This is a genomic window from Pseudomonas sp. USHLN015 (assembly GCF_037153275.1).
In the GTDB taxonomy this organism is placed as follows: domain Bacteria; phylum Pseudomonadota; class Gammaproteobacteria; order Pseudomonadales; family Pseudomonadaceae; genus Metapseudomonas; species Metapseudomonas tohonis.
The window spans coordinates 380,312-394,853 of record NZ_JBBCKP010000001.1 but is presented as its reverse complement, the minus strand read 5'-3'; the positions used below and the strand labels follow the sequence as shown (position 1 = coordinate 394,853).

Below are 14,542 nucleotides of genomic sequence, written 5' to 3'. Positions count from 1 at the left end.
GTCCTTCTCGCAAACCGCTACAATGCGCCGCCGTTCCATTTTCAGCCGAGGCTCGTGCGCATGAAATTCCGTCTTCTCCTCTGGATGCTGGGCCGCCTGATGGCCAAGGCCAGCCGTGACAACGCCGCTTTTCAGGAGCAGCTCGCCGGCAAGGACCTGGTCTTCCAGCTGCATACCCTGGACGGCAAGGTCGCGCGGCACTTCATCGTCAGAGACCAGCGCGTGACCAGCAAGCGCGGCACCGCCGAGGCCCCGGCCTTCGCCATCGGCTTCAAGGACGGCGCCTACGGCTTCGCCACCATGAACGCCAAGAACAAGCAGCTGGCCTTCATGCATGGCATCCAGAACAAGGACATCCAGATCCAGGGCAACCCCGCGCTGGTGATCTGGTTCCAGGGCCTGACCAAGTACCTGGTGCCTAAGAAGAAGGCTGCCGCCAAAAAGGCTGCCTGATCCGCATTCGGCCGCGGCGTCGCTGGTCGGCGCGCGGTGCTTTCGCTAGGCTGATTCCTGTGCGCCCCTCTCTGGCGAGGGGTGCTCGTATCAATGGAATCCAGCTCATGCGTGCCCTCCTCGCCCTACCGCTGCTGCTCGGCAGTCTCACCGCTTTCGCGGCCCCGAAACCTGACGATCTGGCCAAGGCCTTCGAGCTGGCCGGTGTACGCCTGCTCTGCGAGCAGAGCGGCCCGCTGTTGCAGCGCGGCGCGCCGGAACGCTACCTCAAGCAGCTGAACAAGGCCTTCGAAGCCGACGCGATGTGCCGTGACCTGGCCGCTGCCGTCGCGCCCAAGGTCAGCGCCGAGCAGCTCGCCGAGGTCGAGGCCGCCCTCGATAGCCCCTTGGCGCAGCGCTTCACTGCGGCTGAGCGCGATGTGGGCGAAGGGCTGGCCAGCTACCGCACCCAGCTGGCGAGCAAGCCGCCGCGTGCCGATCGCCTGGATCTGGTGCGCCGGCTCGACCGCGCGGCGCGAACCACCGACCTCGCCGCGCTGCTGCGCTACGAAGTGGGCAAGACCCTGGCCATGCTGACCCTGCGCCAGCGCGGCGAGAAGATCGGCGAGAAGGCCCTGGCCGAACAGACCGCCAAGCAGGCCGAAGGCATCCGCGCCAGCAGTGAGCAGGCGGTGGAGTCCTTCATGCTGTACGCCTACCGGCAGATGCCCAGCGACGATGTCCGGGCCTATGCGGAGCTCTACGAGCGGCCTGCGGTCAAGCAGCTGCTGGAGCTGAGCCTGGAGGCGCTGCCCGGGGTCTTCGCCAAGCGCCGGGCGCTGCTCAAGTAGTGCGCAGCGCGTCGCCAGCGCAGCCATGAAAAAGGGGCCACCAGGCCCCTTTCTTCGACTGCCCGCGTCAGTGCGGCGGGTTGAACTGGGACGCCAGCTCGCGCAGCGCGGCCTCGGCCTCCAGCACCTTGCTCACCGATTCCTCGGCCTTGTCGCGGGACAGCCCCAGGCGCTCGAACAGCTCGTCGGGGATTTCCTCCACCGGGCCGGTGCCGATGCCGCGGGAGCGCAGCAGGCTGACGGCCAGGCAGACGAGGTTCGGGTAGGCGGCATGGGCGCCGTCGTAGTGCGGGTCGTGCTGGAAGCGCAGGCTGGTGGCCAGCTCCTCCGGCATGTCCCAGAAGCGCATCAGCCAGCTGCCGATCTGCTCGCGGGTGATGCCCAGCAGGTGCTGCTCGACATAGCCGTGCGCCAGGTGCGGGTTGACCTCCAGGTGGCGGCAGATCAGCGTGAAATGCGGCGGGAAGACATGGGCCAGCACCAGGTAGCCGAAGTTGTGCAGCAGGCCGCCGAGGTAGGTCAGCCCGGCTTCCGGGCGCTGCGCGCGGGGGATGGCGCGGGTCAGGCCCTCGATCACGGCGGCGGTGTAGATCGCCTGGTGCCAGTAGGGCGTGGCGTGTTGCGGCTGCTCGCGGGGCAGGCTCAGGGTCTTGCCCAGGGCCAGGCCGAGGGCGAGGTTGATCACCAGGTCGAAGCCCAGCACGCGGACGATGGCGTCCTCCACCGAGCGGATCTTGCCGGGCGCGGCGTAATAGGGCGACGCCGCCCAGCTCACCACTTGGGCGGCCAGGGCCGGGTCGGTCTCGACCACGCCGGTGATGTCGTCGACGGTGGCGTTGGGGTCGACCCGCAGCTTGATGATCTTCTGTGCGGTTTCCGGCAGCGGCGGGATCTCGATGGTCTCCTCGAGGCGCTGCTGGATGCGGCGGGCGGTGAAGGCCTGCACCGCCTGGGTGATCTCGGCGCGGTCGTCGTCAGGGCGATCGAGGTTGAGGCGGATACTGCTCAGCGGCACGCCGAAACGGGCGGCGCTGGCCTTGCTCAGCAGCTGGCGGAAATCCTCGGCGGCCAGTTCCAGCAATACGCCGGAGTGGCCGGATTCGATCAGCAGCTGCGGCTCCTGCAGCAGGCGCTCGTCATACAGGCAGGGCGAGCTGGTCAAGGGCGGCAGGGCCGGCAGGGTGTTGAGGTCGTGCTTGCCGAGCATGCGGTCGAAGCGCTCCGGCTTCACCGCCACCAGCTTGCGGCCGGTGAGTTCGGCGAGACGGTTCAGGTCCAGCAACTGGTTGCGCGGGTAGAACACCAGCAGGGTGCCGACCGCGTCTTCCAGCAGAACCGCCTGCACGCGACGGGCCGGCTCCAGGGAGGGCTCTTCGAGGCGTATCCGGTAGGCCAGGCCCAGTTTGTCCAGCAGTTGCAGGATCACCGACGGGGCTTGGGGTTCTGAATCTGGAGCGAGAGCGACTTCGGTCATGGGTAGCATCCAGCGAAAAAGCGACTGCCCGGAGTATAACGAGCGGCCTGGGTGACTGATGGGTCAGGCGACCGGCGCAATGTGCGCCACGTCACACTTGGCCGTATTGCTGGCCGTGGCGCAACCAGCGCTCCAATAACGGACTCACGTGCTGGGGCCAGCGTTCCATCAAGGCTTGCGCGGCGTCGCGCACGGCCGGCAGCAGGTCGGCGTCGCGCATCAGGTCGGCGACCTTGAACTGCAGCAGGCCGGTCTGCCGGGTGCCCAGCATCTCGCCGGGCCCACGCAGCTCCAGGTCCTTCTCGGCGATCACGAAACCGTCGCTGGTCTCGCGCATGATGCCCAGGCGCTCGCGGCCCAGCTGCGACAGCGGCGGGTGGTAGAGCAGCACGCAGTGGCTGGCGGCGCTGCCTCGGCCGACACGCCCGCGCAGCTGGTGCAGCTGGGCCAGGCCCAGGCGCTCGGGGTTCTCGATGATCATCAGGCTGGAGTTGGGCACGTCGACGCCCACTTCGATCACCGTGGTCGCCACCAGCAGCTGCAGCCTGCCCTGCTTGAACTCGTCCATCACCGCCGCCTTCTCCGGCGCCTTCATGCGGCCGTGGATCAGCCCCACGCGCAGCTCGCCAAGGGCGGACGACAGCTCCTCGAAGGTGGTTTCCGCAGCCTGGCAGGTCAGCTCCTCGGATTCCTCGATCAGGGTGCAGACCCAATAGGCCTGGCGCCCTTCCTGGCAGGCGGCGCGGACCCGCTCGATCACCTCCATGCGGCGGTTGTCGGCCACCAGCACGGTATTGACCGGGGTGCGTCCGGGGGGCAGCTCGTCGAGGATCGACGTGTCGAGGTCGGCGTAGGCGCTCATGGCCAGCGTCCGCGGAATGGGCGTGGCGGTCATGATCAGCTGGTGCGGGCTGAGGCGGCCGTCGATGCCCTTCTTGCGCAGGGCCAGGCGCTGCTGCACGCCGAAGCGGTGCTGCTCGTCGATGATCACCAGGGCCAGGCGCTTGAACTGCACTTCGTCCTGGAACAGCGCATGGGTGCCCACGACCATGGGGGCGCCAGCGGCGATCTGTTCCAGCGCGGCGGCGCGTGCCTTGCCCTTGAGCTTGCCGGCGAGCCAGGCGACTTCGATGCCCAGCGGCTGCAGCCATTTGCTGAAGTTGAGGAAGTGCTGCTCGGCGAGGATCTCGGTGGGCGCCATCAGCGCGACCTGGTAGCCGGCCTCCAGGGCCTGCAGGGCCGCCAGCGCGGCGACCACGGTCTTGCCGGCGCCGACGTCGCCCTGTACCAGGCGCAGCATCGGCTCGGGCTGTGCGAGGTCGTAGGCGATCTCGGCGCCGACCCGTTGCTGGGCGCCGGTGGGCTTGAAGCCGAGGTTGGCCAGGTAGCGTTGCGGCAGTTTCTTCGCCGGTGGCAGCTGGGGTGCCTGCTGGGCGCGCTGGGTCTCACGCAGCCGCTGCAGGGAAAGCTGGTGGGTGAGCAGTTCCTCGAAGGCGAGGCGGTGCTGGGCCCAGTGCTGGCCTTCGGCGAGTTCGTCGAGATCGGCGTCCGGCGGCGGCCGGTGCAGGTAGCGGATGGCTTCGTCGAGCGGGCCCAGGCGGTAGTCGCGGGCCAGCTCCTCCGGGAGCCAGTCCGGCAGGCTTTCCGGGCCCAGGCGGGCGAGCGCCAGCTGGCTGAGCTGGCGCAGGCGTTGCTGGGTCAGGCCTTCGGTGGTCGGGTAGATGGGCGTCAGGGTCTGCTCCACCGGGGCCGGTTCGTCGCCGTTGAGTGCGCGGTACTCGGGGTGGTAGATCTCCAGGCCCGAGGCGCCGGGGCGGGCCTCGCCGTAGCAGCGCAGCTGGGTGCCGCGCTTGAGGCCTTCCTTCTGCGCGTTGCTGAAGTGGTAGAAGCGCAGGCTCAGCGCGCCCGTGCCGTCGTGCAGGCGCACCAGCAGGCTGCGGCGCTTGCCCATGACCACGTCGGCGCCGGTGACGGTGCCTTCGACCACCGCGTCCTGGCCGGGGCGCAGGGCGCCGATGGGCACCACGCGGGTGCGGTCCTGGTAGCGCAGCGGGAGGTGGAAGAGGATGTCCTGGAGGTTCTCCAGGCCGACCTTGGCGAGCTTCTCCGCCAGCGCGTCACCGACGCCCTTGAGCACGGTGACGGGAACCTGAGAGAGCTCGGTCATGCCGGTTGCGGTTCGGCCTGTGCCTGCTGCGGGCGGGCCACCGAGCACAGGCGGATGGAGTCGGCCAGTACCTCGATGGCGCGCGGGCGCGGGAAGCTGGCGCGCCAGGCGATGGCGACGGTGCGGAACGGCACCGGCGGGGTCAGCGGGCGGATCTCGATCACGCCCGGGGCGTAGTGATGGCTGTCCACCGCCGAGAACGGCAGGATCGAGACACCGAGGCCGGAGGCGACCATGTGGCGGATGGTTTCCAGGGAGCTGGACTCCACGGTCGTGTGCTTGGCGCTGTCCTCGCCACCCTTGCGCAGGGTCGGGCAGGCTTCGAGCACCTGGTCGCGGAAGCAGTGGCCTTCACCGAGCAGCAGCAGGCTCTTGTCGTTGAGCAGCTCGCTGTCGATGGTCTTCTTCGTCGTCCAGGGATGGTTGGCCGGCAGCAGCACGTAGAAGGGCTCGTCGTAGAGGGGCTTGGTCAGCACATCGGCTTCGGCGAAGGGCAGCGCGATGATGATCGCGTCCAGCTCGCCGGTGCGCAGCTTGTCGCGCAGGATGTGGGTGAAGTTCTCTTCGATGTACAGCGGCATCTGCGGTGCGACGCGGTGCAGCTGGGGAATCAGGTGGGGGAACAGGTAGGGGCCGACGGTGTAGATGGCGCCGACCTTGAGCGGTGCGGTCAGCTGGTTCTTGCCGGCCTGGGCCAGTTCGCGGATGCCCTGGGCCTGCTCCAGCACCTTCTGCGCCTGGGTGACGATGCCCTCGCCCACCGGGGTCAGGCGCACCGCGCTCTTGCTGCGCTCGAAGATCAGCACGCCCAGCTCGTCCTCGAGCTTCTTCACGCCCACCGACAGCGTCGGCTGGCTGACGTGGCAACGCTCCGCCGCGCGGCCGAAGTGCTGTTCCTGAGCGAGGGTGACGATGTAGCGCAGTTCGGTGAGGGTCATAGTCTTATTCCATTGGAGTGGCCCAAGCATAGCGGCTGCTCTCAATGGAACCAACAGCAGCCGCCCCCTTTGCGGGGGCGGATCAACTCAGCGGCGGCGGTCCAGGGAGTAGACGAAGGGTGCCGTCACTTCCAGCACGCCGTTGGTCAGCAGCTCTGGCGGAGGGGGCGGCAGCGGCTGGGCGCGACGGATCATCTCAAGGGTGGCGCGATCGAGCGAGGCGCTGCCCGACTTGCCGGTGATGCTGTAGGCGGTGACCTTGCCTTCTCCGTCCACGGTGAAGCGCAGGCGGTTGACGCCCTCGAAGTTCCGGCGACGTGCGTCTTCCGGGTACTTCTTGAAGCGTGCCAGGTGAGCCATCAGCTTGCTCTGCCAGGTTTCCCTGGCTTGTGAGGGCGCGCTGGCCATGCTCTGTTGCGGCGCGGCCGGCTTGGCGTCACTCGGTGCTGCCGTGGTCGGCGCGGAAACCGTCTCCTTGGTCGATTCCTGCTCCTGGGGTTTCTGCTCGGGCTTGGGCTCCGGGGGCTTGGGTTTCGGCGGCTTCGGCTTGGGTTTCGGCTTGGGCGCGATGGCGATGGTCGGCTTCGGCGCCTCGGCCAGCTTGGGCAGCGGGTCCGGTTCCGGCTCGACGCGCGGGGGCGGCGGCGGAGTGGGCACGGGGGCCGGTGCGGGCAGCGGTTCCAGCTCGATCATCATGGCCGCCGGCGGCAGCTCGATGGGCTCGACGGTGGCGTGCCAGAACAGGGCCCAGACGAACACCAGTGCATGGATGCCGAACACGACGAGGAGGCTGAAGGCCCACCACAGGTTGCGTTTTGCCTGGCTCATCTACTTCCCGACCGTCTCGAGTCCCACCAGGCCGATCTTCAGGTAGCCGGCGCCGCGCATGGCGTCCATCACTTCCATCAGCTTGCCGTAGTCGACCGACTTGTCGCCGCGGACGAAGATGGTCTTGTCCTTGTCGGCGTTGGTCAGCTTGTCCAGTTCGGCGCCGAGCCGCTCCTGCGGGACCTGCACGTTGTCCAGGTACAGGCTCCGGTCTTCCTTGATGCTCAGGTAGATCGGCTTGTCCGGGCGTGGCGCGGGCTTGGCGGTGGAGGCCGGCAGGTCGACCTTGATGTCGACCGTGGCCAGGGGCGCCGCGACCATGAAGATGATGAGCAGCACCAGCATGACGTCGATGAATGGGGTGACGTTGATCTCGTGGGTTTCCTGGAGATCGTCACCGCCCTCGTTCAGATGCAGGCCCATCGGATCAGCTCACCTTGACCATGTGCGGGGCCTGGCTGCGGTCGGCAGGCAGGTGGTCCAGGTCGCGGCTGACCAGCAGCAGGACCTGGGCGGAAGCGTCGGCCACCTGGGCCTTGTAGCCGGCAATGGAGCGGGCGAAGACGTTGTAGATCACCACGGCGGGGATCGCCGCGACCAGGCCCATGGCGGTGGCCAGCAGGGCCTCGGCGATGCCGGGGGCGACCACGGCGAGGTTGGTGGTCTGGGATTTGGCGATGCCGATGAAGCTGTTCATGATGCCCCACACGGTGCCGAACAGGCCGACGAAGGGGGCGGTGGAACCGATGGTGGCGAGTACGCCGGTGCCCTGGCTCATCTGCCGGCCGCTGGCGGCGACCAGGCGCTCAAGGCGGAAGCTGACGCGCTCCTTGATGCCCTCCTTCTCGCGGGTGTTGGCCGAGAGCTTCATCTCTTCCAGGGCGTCGTGCACCAGGACGCGTGACAGGCTGCCTTCGCGGCTGGCGCTTTCGGCGGCTTCCGGCAGGTTGCGTGCAGCTTTCAGCCGGGCCAGCTCCTCGCGCAGGCGGCGCTTGGCGCCCAGCAGCTCGATGCCCTTGGCGACCCAGACGGTCCAGGTGAGGATCGAGGCCAGTACCAGGCCGATCATCACGCCCTTAACCACCACGTCGGCGTTCTGGTACATGCCCCAGGGCGACAGGTCGTGGCCCAGGCCGTTGTCGGCTTCCTCGCCGGCCAGCGCGCCATCCAGGGCGGCGCCGCTCAGCGCGGCGGCCAGGTCCTGGCCGAGCTTCTCGCCTTCGGCGAGGCGGTCCATGGTGGTGGTGATCTCCTCGGCGGAGGCGCCACGCTCCTGCATCTTCTGGCGGGTCGCCTCGCGGATCTGCTCCGGGGTGGCCTGCGGGCCCAGGGTGTCGATGGACTCGCGCAGGGCGGTCAGTCCGAGGGACTCCGGTGCGCCAGCCTGCGCGGCACCCGGTGCCGCTGCGGTTGCCGGGGTCTCGACCGCTGCCGGGGCGGCACTGGTGGGTTCCTCAGCCAGCGCCGCGCCAGCCGGGAGCAGCATCAGGCTGATCATCAGCGCCGCGACGGGGCGGGAAAAGCGAGAGACGAGGGTGGGCTGGACGAGGGATGCAATAGGTTTCATGGCCGGACCTGAAAAGAAAATTGCGGTTTCGTCCGTATTCGATAGAGGTATCACGGACAAAAGGGCGAACATTATTGCAAGTAATTCTTGTTTATAAAAGTGACAATGTAACTTTATTACCTTTGTCCGGCCCGGCGGCGGGGGTTTGGCGATTGCTCCTGCGCCCCCTATGCTCTGCACTTTTCCCTGGAGCCCGCCCCCTATGTCCGCCTCCCCGTCCTTGCTGATCGCCGGCTGCGGCGATGTCGGCAGCCGGCTCGCCTTACGTATGCTCGAAGCGGGCTGGCCCGTCCATGGGTTGCGACGAAATGCCTCGGCGCTGCCCCTCGGCGTGCTGCCGGTCGCGGGTGACCTTGAGGCGCCCGCCCGTCCGCAGGCCTGGCCACAGGGCCAGCTGGACTACCTGGTCTACTGCGCCGCCGCCACCCGGCACGACGAGCCCGGCTACCGCTCCGCCTATGTCGAGGGCCTGCGTCATGTGCTGGCCTGGCTGGAGCAGTCCGGCCAGCGCCCGCGTCGCCTGCTCTTCGTGTCCAGCAGCGGCGTGTACGCCCAGGCGGATGGCCAGTGGGTCGACGAGGATTCGCCTGCCGAGGCGGAGAGCTATTCCGGGCGGATCATGCTGGAGGCCGAGCGCCTCGCCCGCAGCAGCGGCATCCCGGCGACCGTGGTGCGCCTGACCGGCATCTACGGCCCCGGCCGCGAATGGCTGCTGAAGCAGGTGCGCATGGGCTACCGCGTGGTGAGCGAGCCGCCGCTGTTCGCCAACCGCATCCACGCCGAAGACGCCGCCGGCCTGCTGGCCTTCCTGCTCCAGGCCGATGCCCGCGGTGTCGAGCTTGCCGGGGATTACCTGGGCGTCGACGATGCGCCGGCGCCGCTGCACGAAGTGGTGGGCTGGCTGCGCGAGACCCTGGGTGTCACCGAGTGGGCGGAGGAGTCCACCGTGCGCCGTGCCGGCAGCAAGCGCTGCAGCAACGCCCGTGCCCGGGCGCTGGGCTGGCAACCGCTCTACCCCAGCTACCGCGAAGGCTACGCCGCCGTGCTGAAGGGGGCCTGAGCCTGGACGCCAATCGCATGCTCGCCCGTCCCGGGCTGCCGGGGGTGGAGTTGTTCCATGCGGATTTCTCCGGGCAGCCCTTCGGCCGTCACAGCCACGATGCGTTCGCCATCGGCGCGATCCTCCAGGGTATCGGCGGCTACCAGTGCCGGGGCGCGCGCCATGCCCTGGCGGCGGGCACGCTGTCGCTGATGAACCCGGAGGAGCCGCATACCGGGCATGCCATCAGCGAGCGGCTGGTCTACCGCATGCTCTATGTCGAGGAAGCACGCCTCCCGGCGCTGCTGGGGCGCAAGCGCCTGCCGACCGGCTTCACCGCGCTCAATCCGGTGGATGACGGTGCCGTCGCGGCGGGGCTGGCGCGCCTGGCCGAGGAATTCGGGCGCAATGATCCTTTGACCCTGGAAAGCGAGCTGCTGGCGCTGCTGGAGCGCGTCTTCGTGCGCCATGGCGGGTTGCGCGCGGCGGCGCCGGCGAGCCGGGATGGGGGCATGACCGCCTTCCTGCGCGACTACCTGGAGGCCCACCATGCCGAGGCCGTCAGCCTGGAGCAGTTGGCGGCGCTGGTGCAGCGCCATCCGCGCCACCTGATCGAGGCGTTCCGCCGTGCCTATGGCGTGCCGCCGCACACCTACCTGCTGCAGCGCCGGGTGCGCGAAGCCAAGCGCCTGCTGCTGGGGGACCAGACGCCGCTGGAGGTGGCGCTCGGCCTCGGCTTCTACGACCAGGCGCACTTCTCCGGCACCTTCAAGCGTTTCACCGGGGTGACCCCGGGGCAGTTCCGCCGCGCCGCGCGCACCTGAGTTTTCTCCAAGACCGGGCCGCTGCCAGGCCATGACACTGGTGCCTCGATCCTGGAGGCCCTCTCGATGTTCGCTCTGTTCCTGCTGGTCGCCGGCACCCACTTCGCCGCCTTGCTGTCCCCCGGCCCGGACTTCTTCCTGCTGTTGCGTGCCGCCCTGACCCGGGGCCGCCGTCATGCCGATGGCTGCGCGGCGGGCATCGCCCTGGCCAACCTGGCGAGCATGCTGCTGGTGCTGCTGGCATTGAGCCTGCTACCGGCCGAGGGCGGCGGGTTGTGGCGGGGGCTGCAGTTGCTGGGCGGCGCCTACTTCCTCTGGCTGGGTGGGCAGGCGCTGATGGCGCGGCGCCGTCTGCAACTGCCCGGGGAGGGCGATACCGGAGCGGAGGGCTCCTGGCGGCGGGGAATGCTGGAGGGGCTGGCGGCGAGCAGCCTGAACCCCAAGCTGCCGATCTTCTACGCGGGGCTGTTCGGCGCGCTGCGGGGTGCGGCGATGCCCGGATGGGGGCTGGGGCTGTCGATGCTGTGGATGACCCTGGTGGTGCTGGCCTGGGACATGGGGCTGGTGCGCCTGCTGGGGCATTCGCGCTGGCGGCTCTGGCTGCAGCGCCGGGTGGCGCTGCTGGACAGGGCCTGCGGGGCCTTGCTGGCGGCGTTGGGCGCGTGGCTGGTGGCCGGCGCCTGCTGAGGGCCTACTGGCGCTCCAGCAGCCAGGCGCGCTTGCCGGGGGCGTACTCGGGCATCTCGTCGATCTGCGAACGGTTGCCGGCCTCGAGTATCTCCAGGCGGTTGCCGTCGTGGACGAAGATCCAGGGGTTGCCCTGGGCGCCCAGTTGCAGCCAGATGCTGTCGTTTTCGCCGCTCATGGCCGCGCAGTCGCCCGCCAGGCACAGGGCGAAACGGTCGGCGCCGGGCAGGCCTTCGAGGCGGCCGTCGGGGTGGAACAGCACCAGGCCGCCCTGGCCCGTGCCTTCGAGGATCTTCCAGGTGCCGCCGAGGTAGGCCTGGTAGAGGGCATATTCGAAACTGCTGCCTTCCGGGGCGTCGGCCGCGGCGGGCTTGGCGGGATGGACGAAGCGCTGCTCGGGCAGGTTCTCGCTGGCTTTCTGTACCAGTTCCTTGCCATCGAGGCTGAGCTGCTCGTGGAATTCATCGCCGTAGAAGTCGACGCGCCAGTGTGCCTTGCCCTGGCTGACCAGCCGGCCTTCTCCCAGCTCGAAGCCGTTGCTGTAGTTGGCGGTGCCGGCCTTGGCGTCGATCTGCCATTCCAGGTTGGGGCCGTAGGCGAGCAGGGACTCGCGCAGCTTGCCCTCCTTGGCGGCCTCGTCGATGGCGGTCTGGTTGATCCAGATGCCGCTCGGGTCGGTGGGCGCGCTGGAGCAGCCGGCGAGGACGGCCGTGGCGATCAGCAGGGCGAGGGTCGAGCGCATGGCGGGTTCCTTCCTGAAGCGGGTGGAGCGGCGGGGCCTGCGCCCCGCACGGGCGATCGTTATTCGATCACCAGGATGGCGTCCATTTCCACCTGCGAGCCGCGCGGCAGGGCGGCGACGCCGATGGCGGCACGGGCGGGATAGGGCTGTTCGAAGTAGCGGCCCATCACTTCGTTGACCTTGGCGAAATGCGACAGGTCGGTGAGGAAGATGTTGAGCTTGACGATGTCCTTGAAGGAGCCACCAGCGGCTTCGGCGACGGCTTTCAGGTTCTCGAACACCTGGACGGTCTGGGCTTCGAAGCCTTCCACCAGCTCCATGGTCTTGGGGTCGAGCGGGATCTGCCCGGACATGTAGACGGTGTTGCCGGCCTTGATCGCCTGGGAGTAGGTGCCGATGGCGGCGGGGGCCTTGTCGCTGTTGATCACGGTCTTGCTCATGCGGAACTCCTTGGTCCTGGGGGTTCTGCTACGCGCGCACCCGGGTGATGCGGATCACCCCTTTCAGCGCGCGCAGCTTCTTGATCACGCGGGCCAGGTGCACGCGGTCGTGCACGCTGACCACCAGCTGGACGACGCTGATGCGGCCATCGCGCTCGTCCATGCTGATCTTCTCGATGTTGCCGTCGGCGGCGTTGACGCTGCTGGCCAGCAGGGCGATGAGGCCGCGCTGGTGCTCCAGTTCGACGCGCAGTTCGACGTTGAACTCGCCCGCGACGTCCTTGGCCCAGGAGAGCTGGATGCATTTCTCCGGGTTGTGGCGGATGTCGCCGATGTTCTTGCAGCTTTCCAGGTGCACGACCATGCCCTTGCCGGCGGACAGGTGGCCGACGATGGGGTCGCCCGGGATCGGCGTGCAGCACTTGGCATAGCTGAGCACCAGGCCTTCGGTACCGCGGATCGCCAGTGGGCCCTCGGGGCTGGGCAACTGCTCGCCTTCGCTGGCCAGCAGGCGCCGGGCGACCACATAGGCCATGCGGTTGCCCAGGCCGATGTCTTCGAGCAGGTCTTCGATCACGTCCAGGCGGTACTCGGCCAGCACGGCCTGCACACGCTCGGGGGCGATGCGGTCGAGGCCGCTTTCGAAGCCGGCCAGCACCTTGTTCAGCAGGCGTTCGCCGAGGCTGATGGACTCGGAGCGGCGTTGCAGCTTGAGGGCGTGGCGGATGTGGGTGCGGGCCTTGCCGGTGACCACGAAGTTGAGCCAGGCCGGGTTGGGCCGCGCGCCGGGGGCGGTGACGATCTCCACCGTCTCGCCGCTCTGCAGCGGTTCGGACAGCGGCGCCAGGCGGCGGTTGATGCGGCACGCGATGCAGGTGTTGCCGACGTCGGTGTGCACCGCGTAGGCGAAGTCGACGGCCGTGGAGCCCTTGGGCAGCTCCATGATGCGGCCCTTGGGCGTGAAGACGTAGACCTCGTCCGGGAACAGGTCGATCTTCACGCTCTCGATGAATTCGAGGGAGTTGCCGGCACGCTGCTGCAGTTCCAGCACGCCCTTGACCCATTGGCGGGCGCGGGCGTGGGTGCCCTTGGGCTGGTCGTCCTCGGCGGACTTGTAGAGCCAGTGGGCGGCGATGCCGTTGTTGGCCATCTCTTCCATCTCGCGGGTGCGGATCTGGATTTCGATGGGCACGCCGTGCATGCCGAACAGAGTGGTGTGCAAGGACTGGTAGCCGTTGGCCTTGGGGATGGCGATGTAGTCCTTGAAGCGGCCTGGCAGCGGCTTGTACAGGTTGTGCACGGCGCCGAGCACGCGGTAGCAGGTATCGACCTTGTCGACGATGATGCGGAACGCGTAGACGTCCATGATCTCGTTGAACGCCCGGCGCTTGCCGCGCATCTTCTTGTAGATGCTGTAGAGGTGTTTCTCGCGGCCGATGACCTCGCCTTCCATGCCTTCGCGGGCCAGGCAGTGGGTCAGCGATTCCTCGATCTTGTTGACGATTTCCTTGCGGTTGCCCCGCGCGCGGCGGACGGCTGCGCGGATGCGCTCGGAGCGCATCGGGTGCATCGCCTTGAAGCCCAGGTCCTCGAACTCGATGCGCATGCTGTGCATGCCCAGGCGGTTGGCGATGGGGGCGTAGATTTCGAGGGTTTCCTTGGCGATGCGCCGGCGTTTCTCGCCGGACAGCACTTCCAGGGTGCGCATGTTGTGCAGGCGGTCGGCCAGCTTGACCAGGATCACGCGGATGTCGCGCGCCATGGCCATGGCCATCTTCTGGAAGTTCTCGGCCTGGGCCTCGGCCTTGGACTCGAAGTTCATCTGGGTCAGCTTGCTGACCCCGTCCACCAGCTCCGCGACGGTATCGCCGAATTGCGCGGTGAGCGCTTCCTTGGCGATGCCGGTGTCCTCGATGACGTCGTGCAGCATCGCGGCCATCAGGCTCTGATGGTCCATGTGCATGTCGGCGAGGATGCTGGCGACGGCGAGCGGGTGGGTGACGTAGGCCTCGCCGCTGCGGCGGCGCTGCCCGTCATGGGCTTGCTCGGCGTAGAAATACGCTCGGCGGACCAGGTTGACCTGGTCATTGCCGAGGTAGGTCGAAAGGCGTTCGGCGAGGGCGTCTATGCTCGGCAAGGTGATGCTCCTTCCCGGCTGTTGCGGCCCTGCGCCGTACGACGTCGACCCGGCATGGACTTACAGGGCCTCGTTGGCCTCGTCCTCGAATGCGGCGAACAGCGGCTCGTCCTCGACGATGTCGTCCTGGGCGATGACGTCGTAGTCCACCAGGCCGGCAGCGATTTCACGCAGGGCCACAACGGTGGGCTTGTCGTTTTCCCAGGCTACCTTGGGCTCTTTGCCGCCGGTAGCGAGCTGACGGGAACGCTTGGTCGCGAGCATGACCAGCTCGAAGCGGTTATCGACGTTGTCCAGGCAGTCTTCAACGGTAACGCGGGCCATGGTGTTCCTCGTAGCACTAGATTTGGATGCGGAAGCATTTGCCCGAGTGGGCGAGCGGACTGGATAGTCTAAAAAATCACCAGCATTTATGG

15 protein-coding genes are annotated in these 14,542 nt (G+C 68.1%); 5 read left to right on the top strand and 10 right to left on the bottom strand.

The genetic code is table 11. From position 1 onward, the window contains the following. Positions 1–60: 60 nt before the first annotated feature. Together WFQ67_RS01860 and WFQ67_RS01855 are read left to right on the top strand one after the other, a co-directional pair. Positions 61–453: a helicase gene (locus WFQ67_RS01860; protein ID WP_213627583.1), complete on the top strand. Its 393-nt coding sequence runs from the start codon at positions 61–63 to the stop codon at positions 451–453. A gap of 107 nt (positions 454–560) precedes the next feature. Further along, positions 561–1,283 (top strand): hypothetical protein, encoded by a 723-nt coding sequence (locus WFQ67_RS01855; protein WP_285960339.1) that lies wholly within the window; start codon positions 561–563, stop codon positions 1,281–1,283. A 67-nt stretch (positions 1,284–1,350) separates the two neighbouring features. Here WFQ67_RS01855 and WFQ67_RS01850 read toward each other — a convergent pair whose 3' ends face one another. From WFQ67_RS01850 to exbB, 6 genes are all read right to left on the bottom strand, one after another. After that, complete coding sequence (locus WFQ67_RS01850; RefSeq protein ID WP_213627587.1) at positions 1,351–2,757, bottom strand: aminoacyl-tRNA deacylase and HDOD domain-containing protein; 1,407 nt, start codon at positions 2,755–2,757, stop codon at positions 1,351–1,353. Positions 2,758–2,848: 91 nt separating this feature from the next. Beyond that, the gene (gene recG / locus WFQ67_RS01845) at positions 2,849–4,924 is read right to left on the bottom strand and encodes an ATP-dependent DNA helicase RecG (RefSeq protein WP_213627589.1); all 2,076 of its coding nucleotides are present in this window, start codon (positions 4,922–4,924) and stop codon (positions 2,849–2,851) included. Continuing rightward, positions 4,921–5,862, bottom strand: a complete 942-nt coding sequence (locus tag WFQ67_RS01840) for a hydrogen peroxide-inducible genes activator (protein ID WP_213627591.1) — start codon at positions 5,860–5,862, stop codon at positions 4,921–4,923. The genes recG and WFQ67_RS01840 overlap by 4 nt, the downstream gene beginning before the upstream one ends. 87 nt (positions 5,863–5,949) lie before the next feature. Beyond that, entirely contained in the window at positions 5,950–6,690 is a 741-nt protein-coding gene (locus WFQ67_RS01835) for an energy transducer TonB (protein ID WP_337056033.1), read from the bottom strand. Further along, positions 6,691–7,113, bottom strand: a complete 423-nt coding sequence (gene exbD / locus WFQ67_RS01830; RefSeq protein ID WP_337056032.1) for a TonB system transport protein ExbD — start codon at positions 7,111–7,113, stop codon at positions 6,691–6,693. 4 nt (positions 7,114–7,117) lie between these two features. Then, positions 7,118–8,257, bottom strand: coding sequence for a tonB-system energizer ExbB (exbB, locus tag WFQ67_RS01825; protein WP_337056031.1), 1,140 nt, complete (start codon positions 8,255–8,257; stop codon positions 7,118–7,120). A gap of 202 nt (positions 8,258–8,459) precedes the next feature. Here exbB and WFQ67_RS01820 point away from each other — a divergent pair, with 202 nt between their 5' ends. From WFQ67_RS01820 to WFQ67_RS01810, 3 genes are all read left to right on the top strand, one after another. Then, complete coding sequence (locus WFQ67_RS01820; RefSeq protein ID WP_213627602.1) at positions 8,460–9,317, top strand: SDR family oxidoreductase; 858 nt, start codon at positions 8,460–8,462, stop codon at positions 9,315–9,317. A gap of 2 nt (positions 9,318–9,319) precedes the next feature. Then, on the top strand, positions 9,320–10,120 hold the full coding sequence (locus WFQ67_RS01815; protein ID WP_337056139.1) for a helix-turn-helix transcriptional regulator: 801 nt from the start codon (positions 9,320–9,322) through the stop codon (positions 10,118–10,120). Positions 10,121–10,186: 66 nt separating this feature from the next. Continuing rightward, positions 10,187–10,807 (top strand): LysE family translocator, encoded by a 621-nt coding sequence (locus tag WFQ67_RS01810; RefSeq protein WP_213627604.1) that lies wholly within the window; start codon positions 10,187–10,189, stop codon positions 10,805–10,807. Positions 10,808–10,811: 4 nt separating this feature from the next. On the opposite strand, the gene WFQ67_RS01805 is transcribed toward WFQ67_RS01810, so the two are convergent. From WFQ67_RS01805 to rpoZ, 4 genes are read right to left on the bottom strand one after another with little or no spacing between them, the layout of a single operon-like run. Then, positions 10,812–11,549, bottom strand: coding sequence for a hypothetical protein (locus WFQ67_RS01805; RefSeq protein WP_337056030.1), 738 nt, complete (start codon positions 11,547–11,549; stop codon positions 10,812–10,814). 59 nt (positions 11,550–11,608) lie between these two features. After that, positions 11,609–11,989: a RidA family protein gene (locus tag WFQ67_RS01800; protein ID WP_021218912.1), complete on the bottom strand. Its 381-nt coding sequence runs from the start codon at positions 11,987–11,989 to the stop codon at positions 11,609–11,611. A 28-nt stretch (positions 11,990–12,017) separates the two neighbouring features. After that, positions 12,018–14,126, bottom strand: coding sequence for a bifunctional GTP diphosphokinase/guanosine-3',5'-bis pyrophosphate 3'-pyrophosphohydrolase (gene spoT, locus WFQ67_RS01795; protein ID WP_111262950.1), 2,109 nt, complete (start codon positions 14,124–14,126; stop codon positions 12,018–12,020). A 60-nt stretch (positions 14,127–14,186) separates the two neighbouring features. Continuing rightward, the gene (gene rpoZ, locus WFQ67_RS01790) at positions 14,187–14,450 is read right to left on the bottom strand and encodes a DNA-directed RNA polymerase subunit omega (protein ID WP_111262951.1); all 264 of its coding nucleotides are present in this window, start codon (positions 14,448–14,450) and stop codon (positions 14,187–14,189) included. Between the last annotated feature and the right edge of the window lie 92 nt (positions 14,451–14,542).

Excerpts from the sequence above, each read along its gene's own strand:
- WFQ67_RS01835 (WP_337056033.1), bottom strand. The coding sequence starts at position 6,690 with ATGAGCCAGGCAAAACGCAACCTGTGGTGGGCCTTCAGCCTCCTCGTC.
- exbB (WP_337056031.1), bottom strand. The coding sequence starts at position 8,257 with ATGAAACCTATTGCATCCCTCGTCCAGCCCACCCTCGTCTCTCGCTTT.
- recG (WP_213627589.1), bottom strand. The coding sequence starts at position 4,924 with ATGACCGAGCTCTCTCAGGTTCCCGTCACCGTGCTCAAGGGCGTCGGT.
- WFQ67_RS01810 (WP_213627604.1), top strand. The coding sequence starts at position 10,187 with ATGTTCGCTCTGTTCCTGCTGGTCGCCGGCACCCACTTCGCCGCCTTG.
- WFQ67_RS01860 (WP_213627583.1), top strand. The coding sequence starts at position 61 with ATGAAATTCCGTCTTCTCCTCTGGATGCTGGGCCGCCTGATGGCCAAG.
- WFQ67_RS01800 (WP_021218912.1), bottom strand. The coding sequence starts at position 11,989 with ATGAGCAAGACCGTGATCAACAGCGACAAGGCCCCCGCCGCCATCGGC.
- WFQ67_RS01805 (WP_337056030.1), bottom strand. The coding sequence starts at position 11,549 with ATGCGCTCGACCCTCGCCCTGCTGATCGCCACGGCCGTCCTCGCCGGC.
- WFQ67_RS01850 (WP_213627587.1), bottom strand. The coding sequence starts at position 2,757 with ATGACCGAAGTCGCTCTCGCTCCAGATTCAGAACCCCAAGCCCCGTCG.
- WFQ67_RS01855 (WP_285960339.1), top strand. The coding sequence starts at position 561 with ATGCGTGCCCTCCTCGCCCTACCGCTGCTGCTCGGCAGTCTCACCGCT.
- WFQ67_RS01820 (WP_213627602.1), top strand. The coding sequence starts at position 8,460 with ATGTCCGCCTCCCCGTCCTTGCTGATCGCCGGCTGCGGCGATGTCGGC.
- WFQ67_RS01840 (WP_213627591.1), bottom strand. The coding sequence starts at position 5,862 with ATGACCCTCACCGAACTGCGCTACATCGTCACCCTCGCTCAGGAACAG.
- exbD (WP_337056032.1), bottom strand. The coding sequence starts at position 7,113 with ATGGGCCTGCATCTGAACGAGGGCGGTGACGATCTCCAGGAAACCCAC.
- rpoZ (WP_111262951.1), bottom strand. The coding sequence starts at position 14,450 with ATGGCCCGCGTTACCGTTGAAGACTGCCTGGACAACGTCGATAACCGC.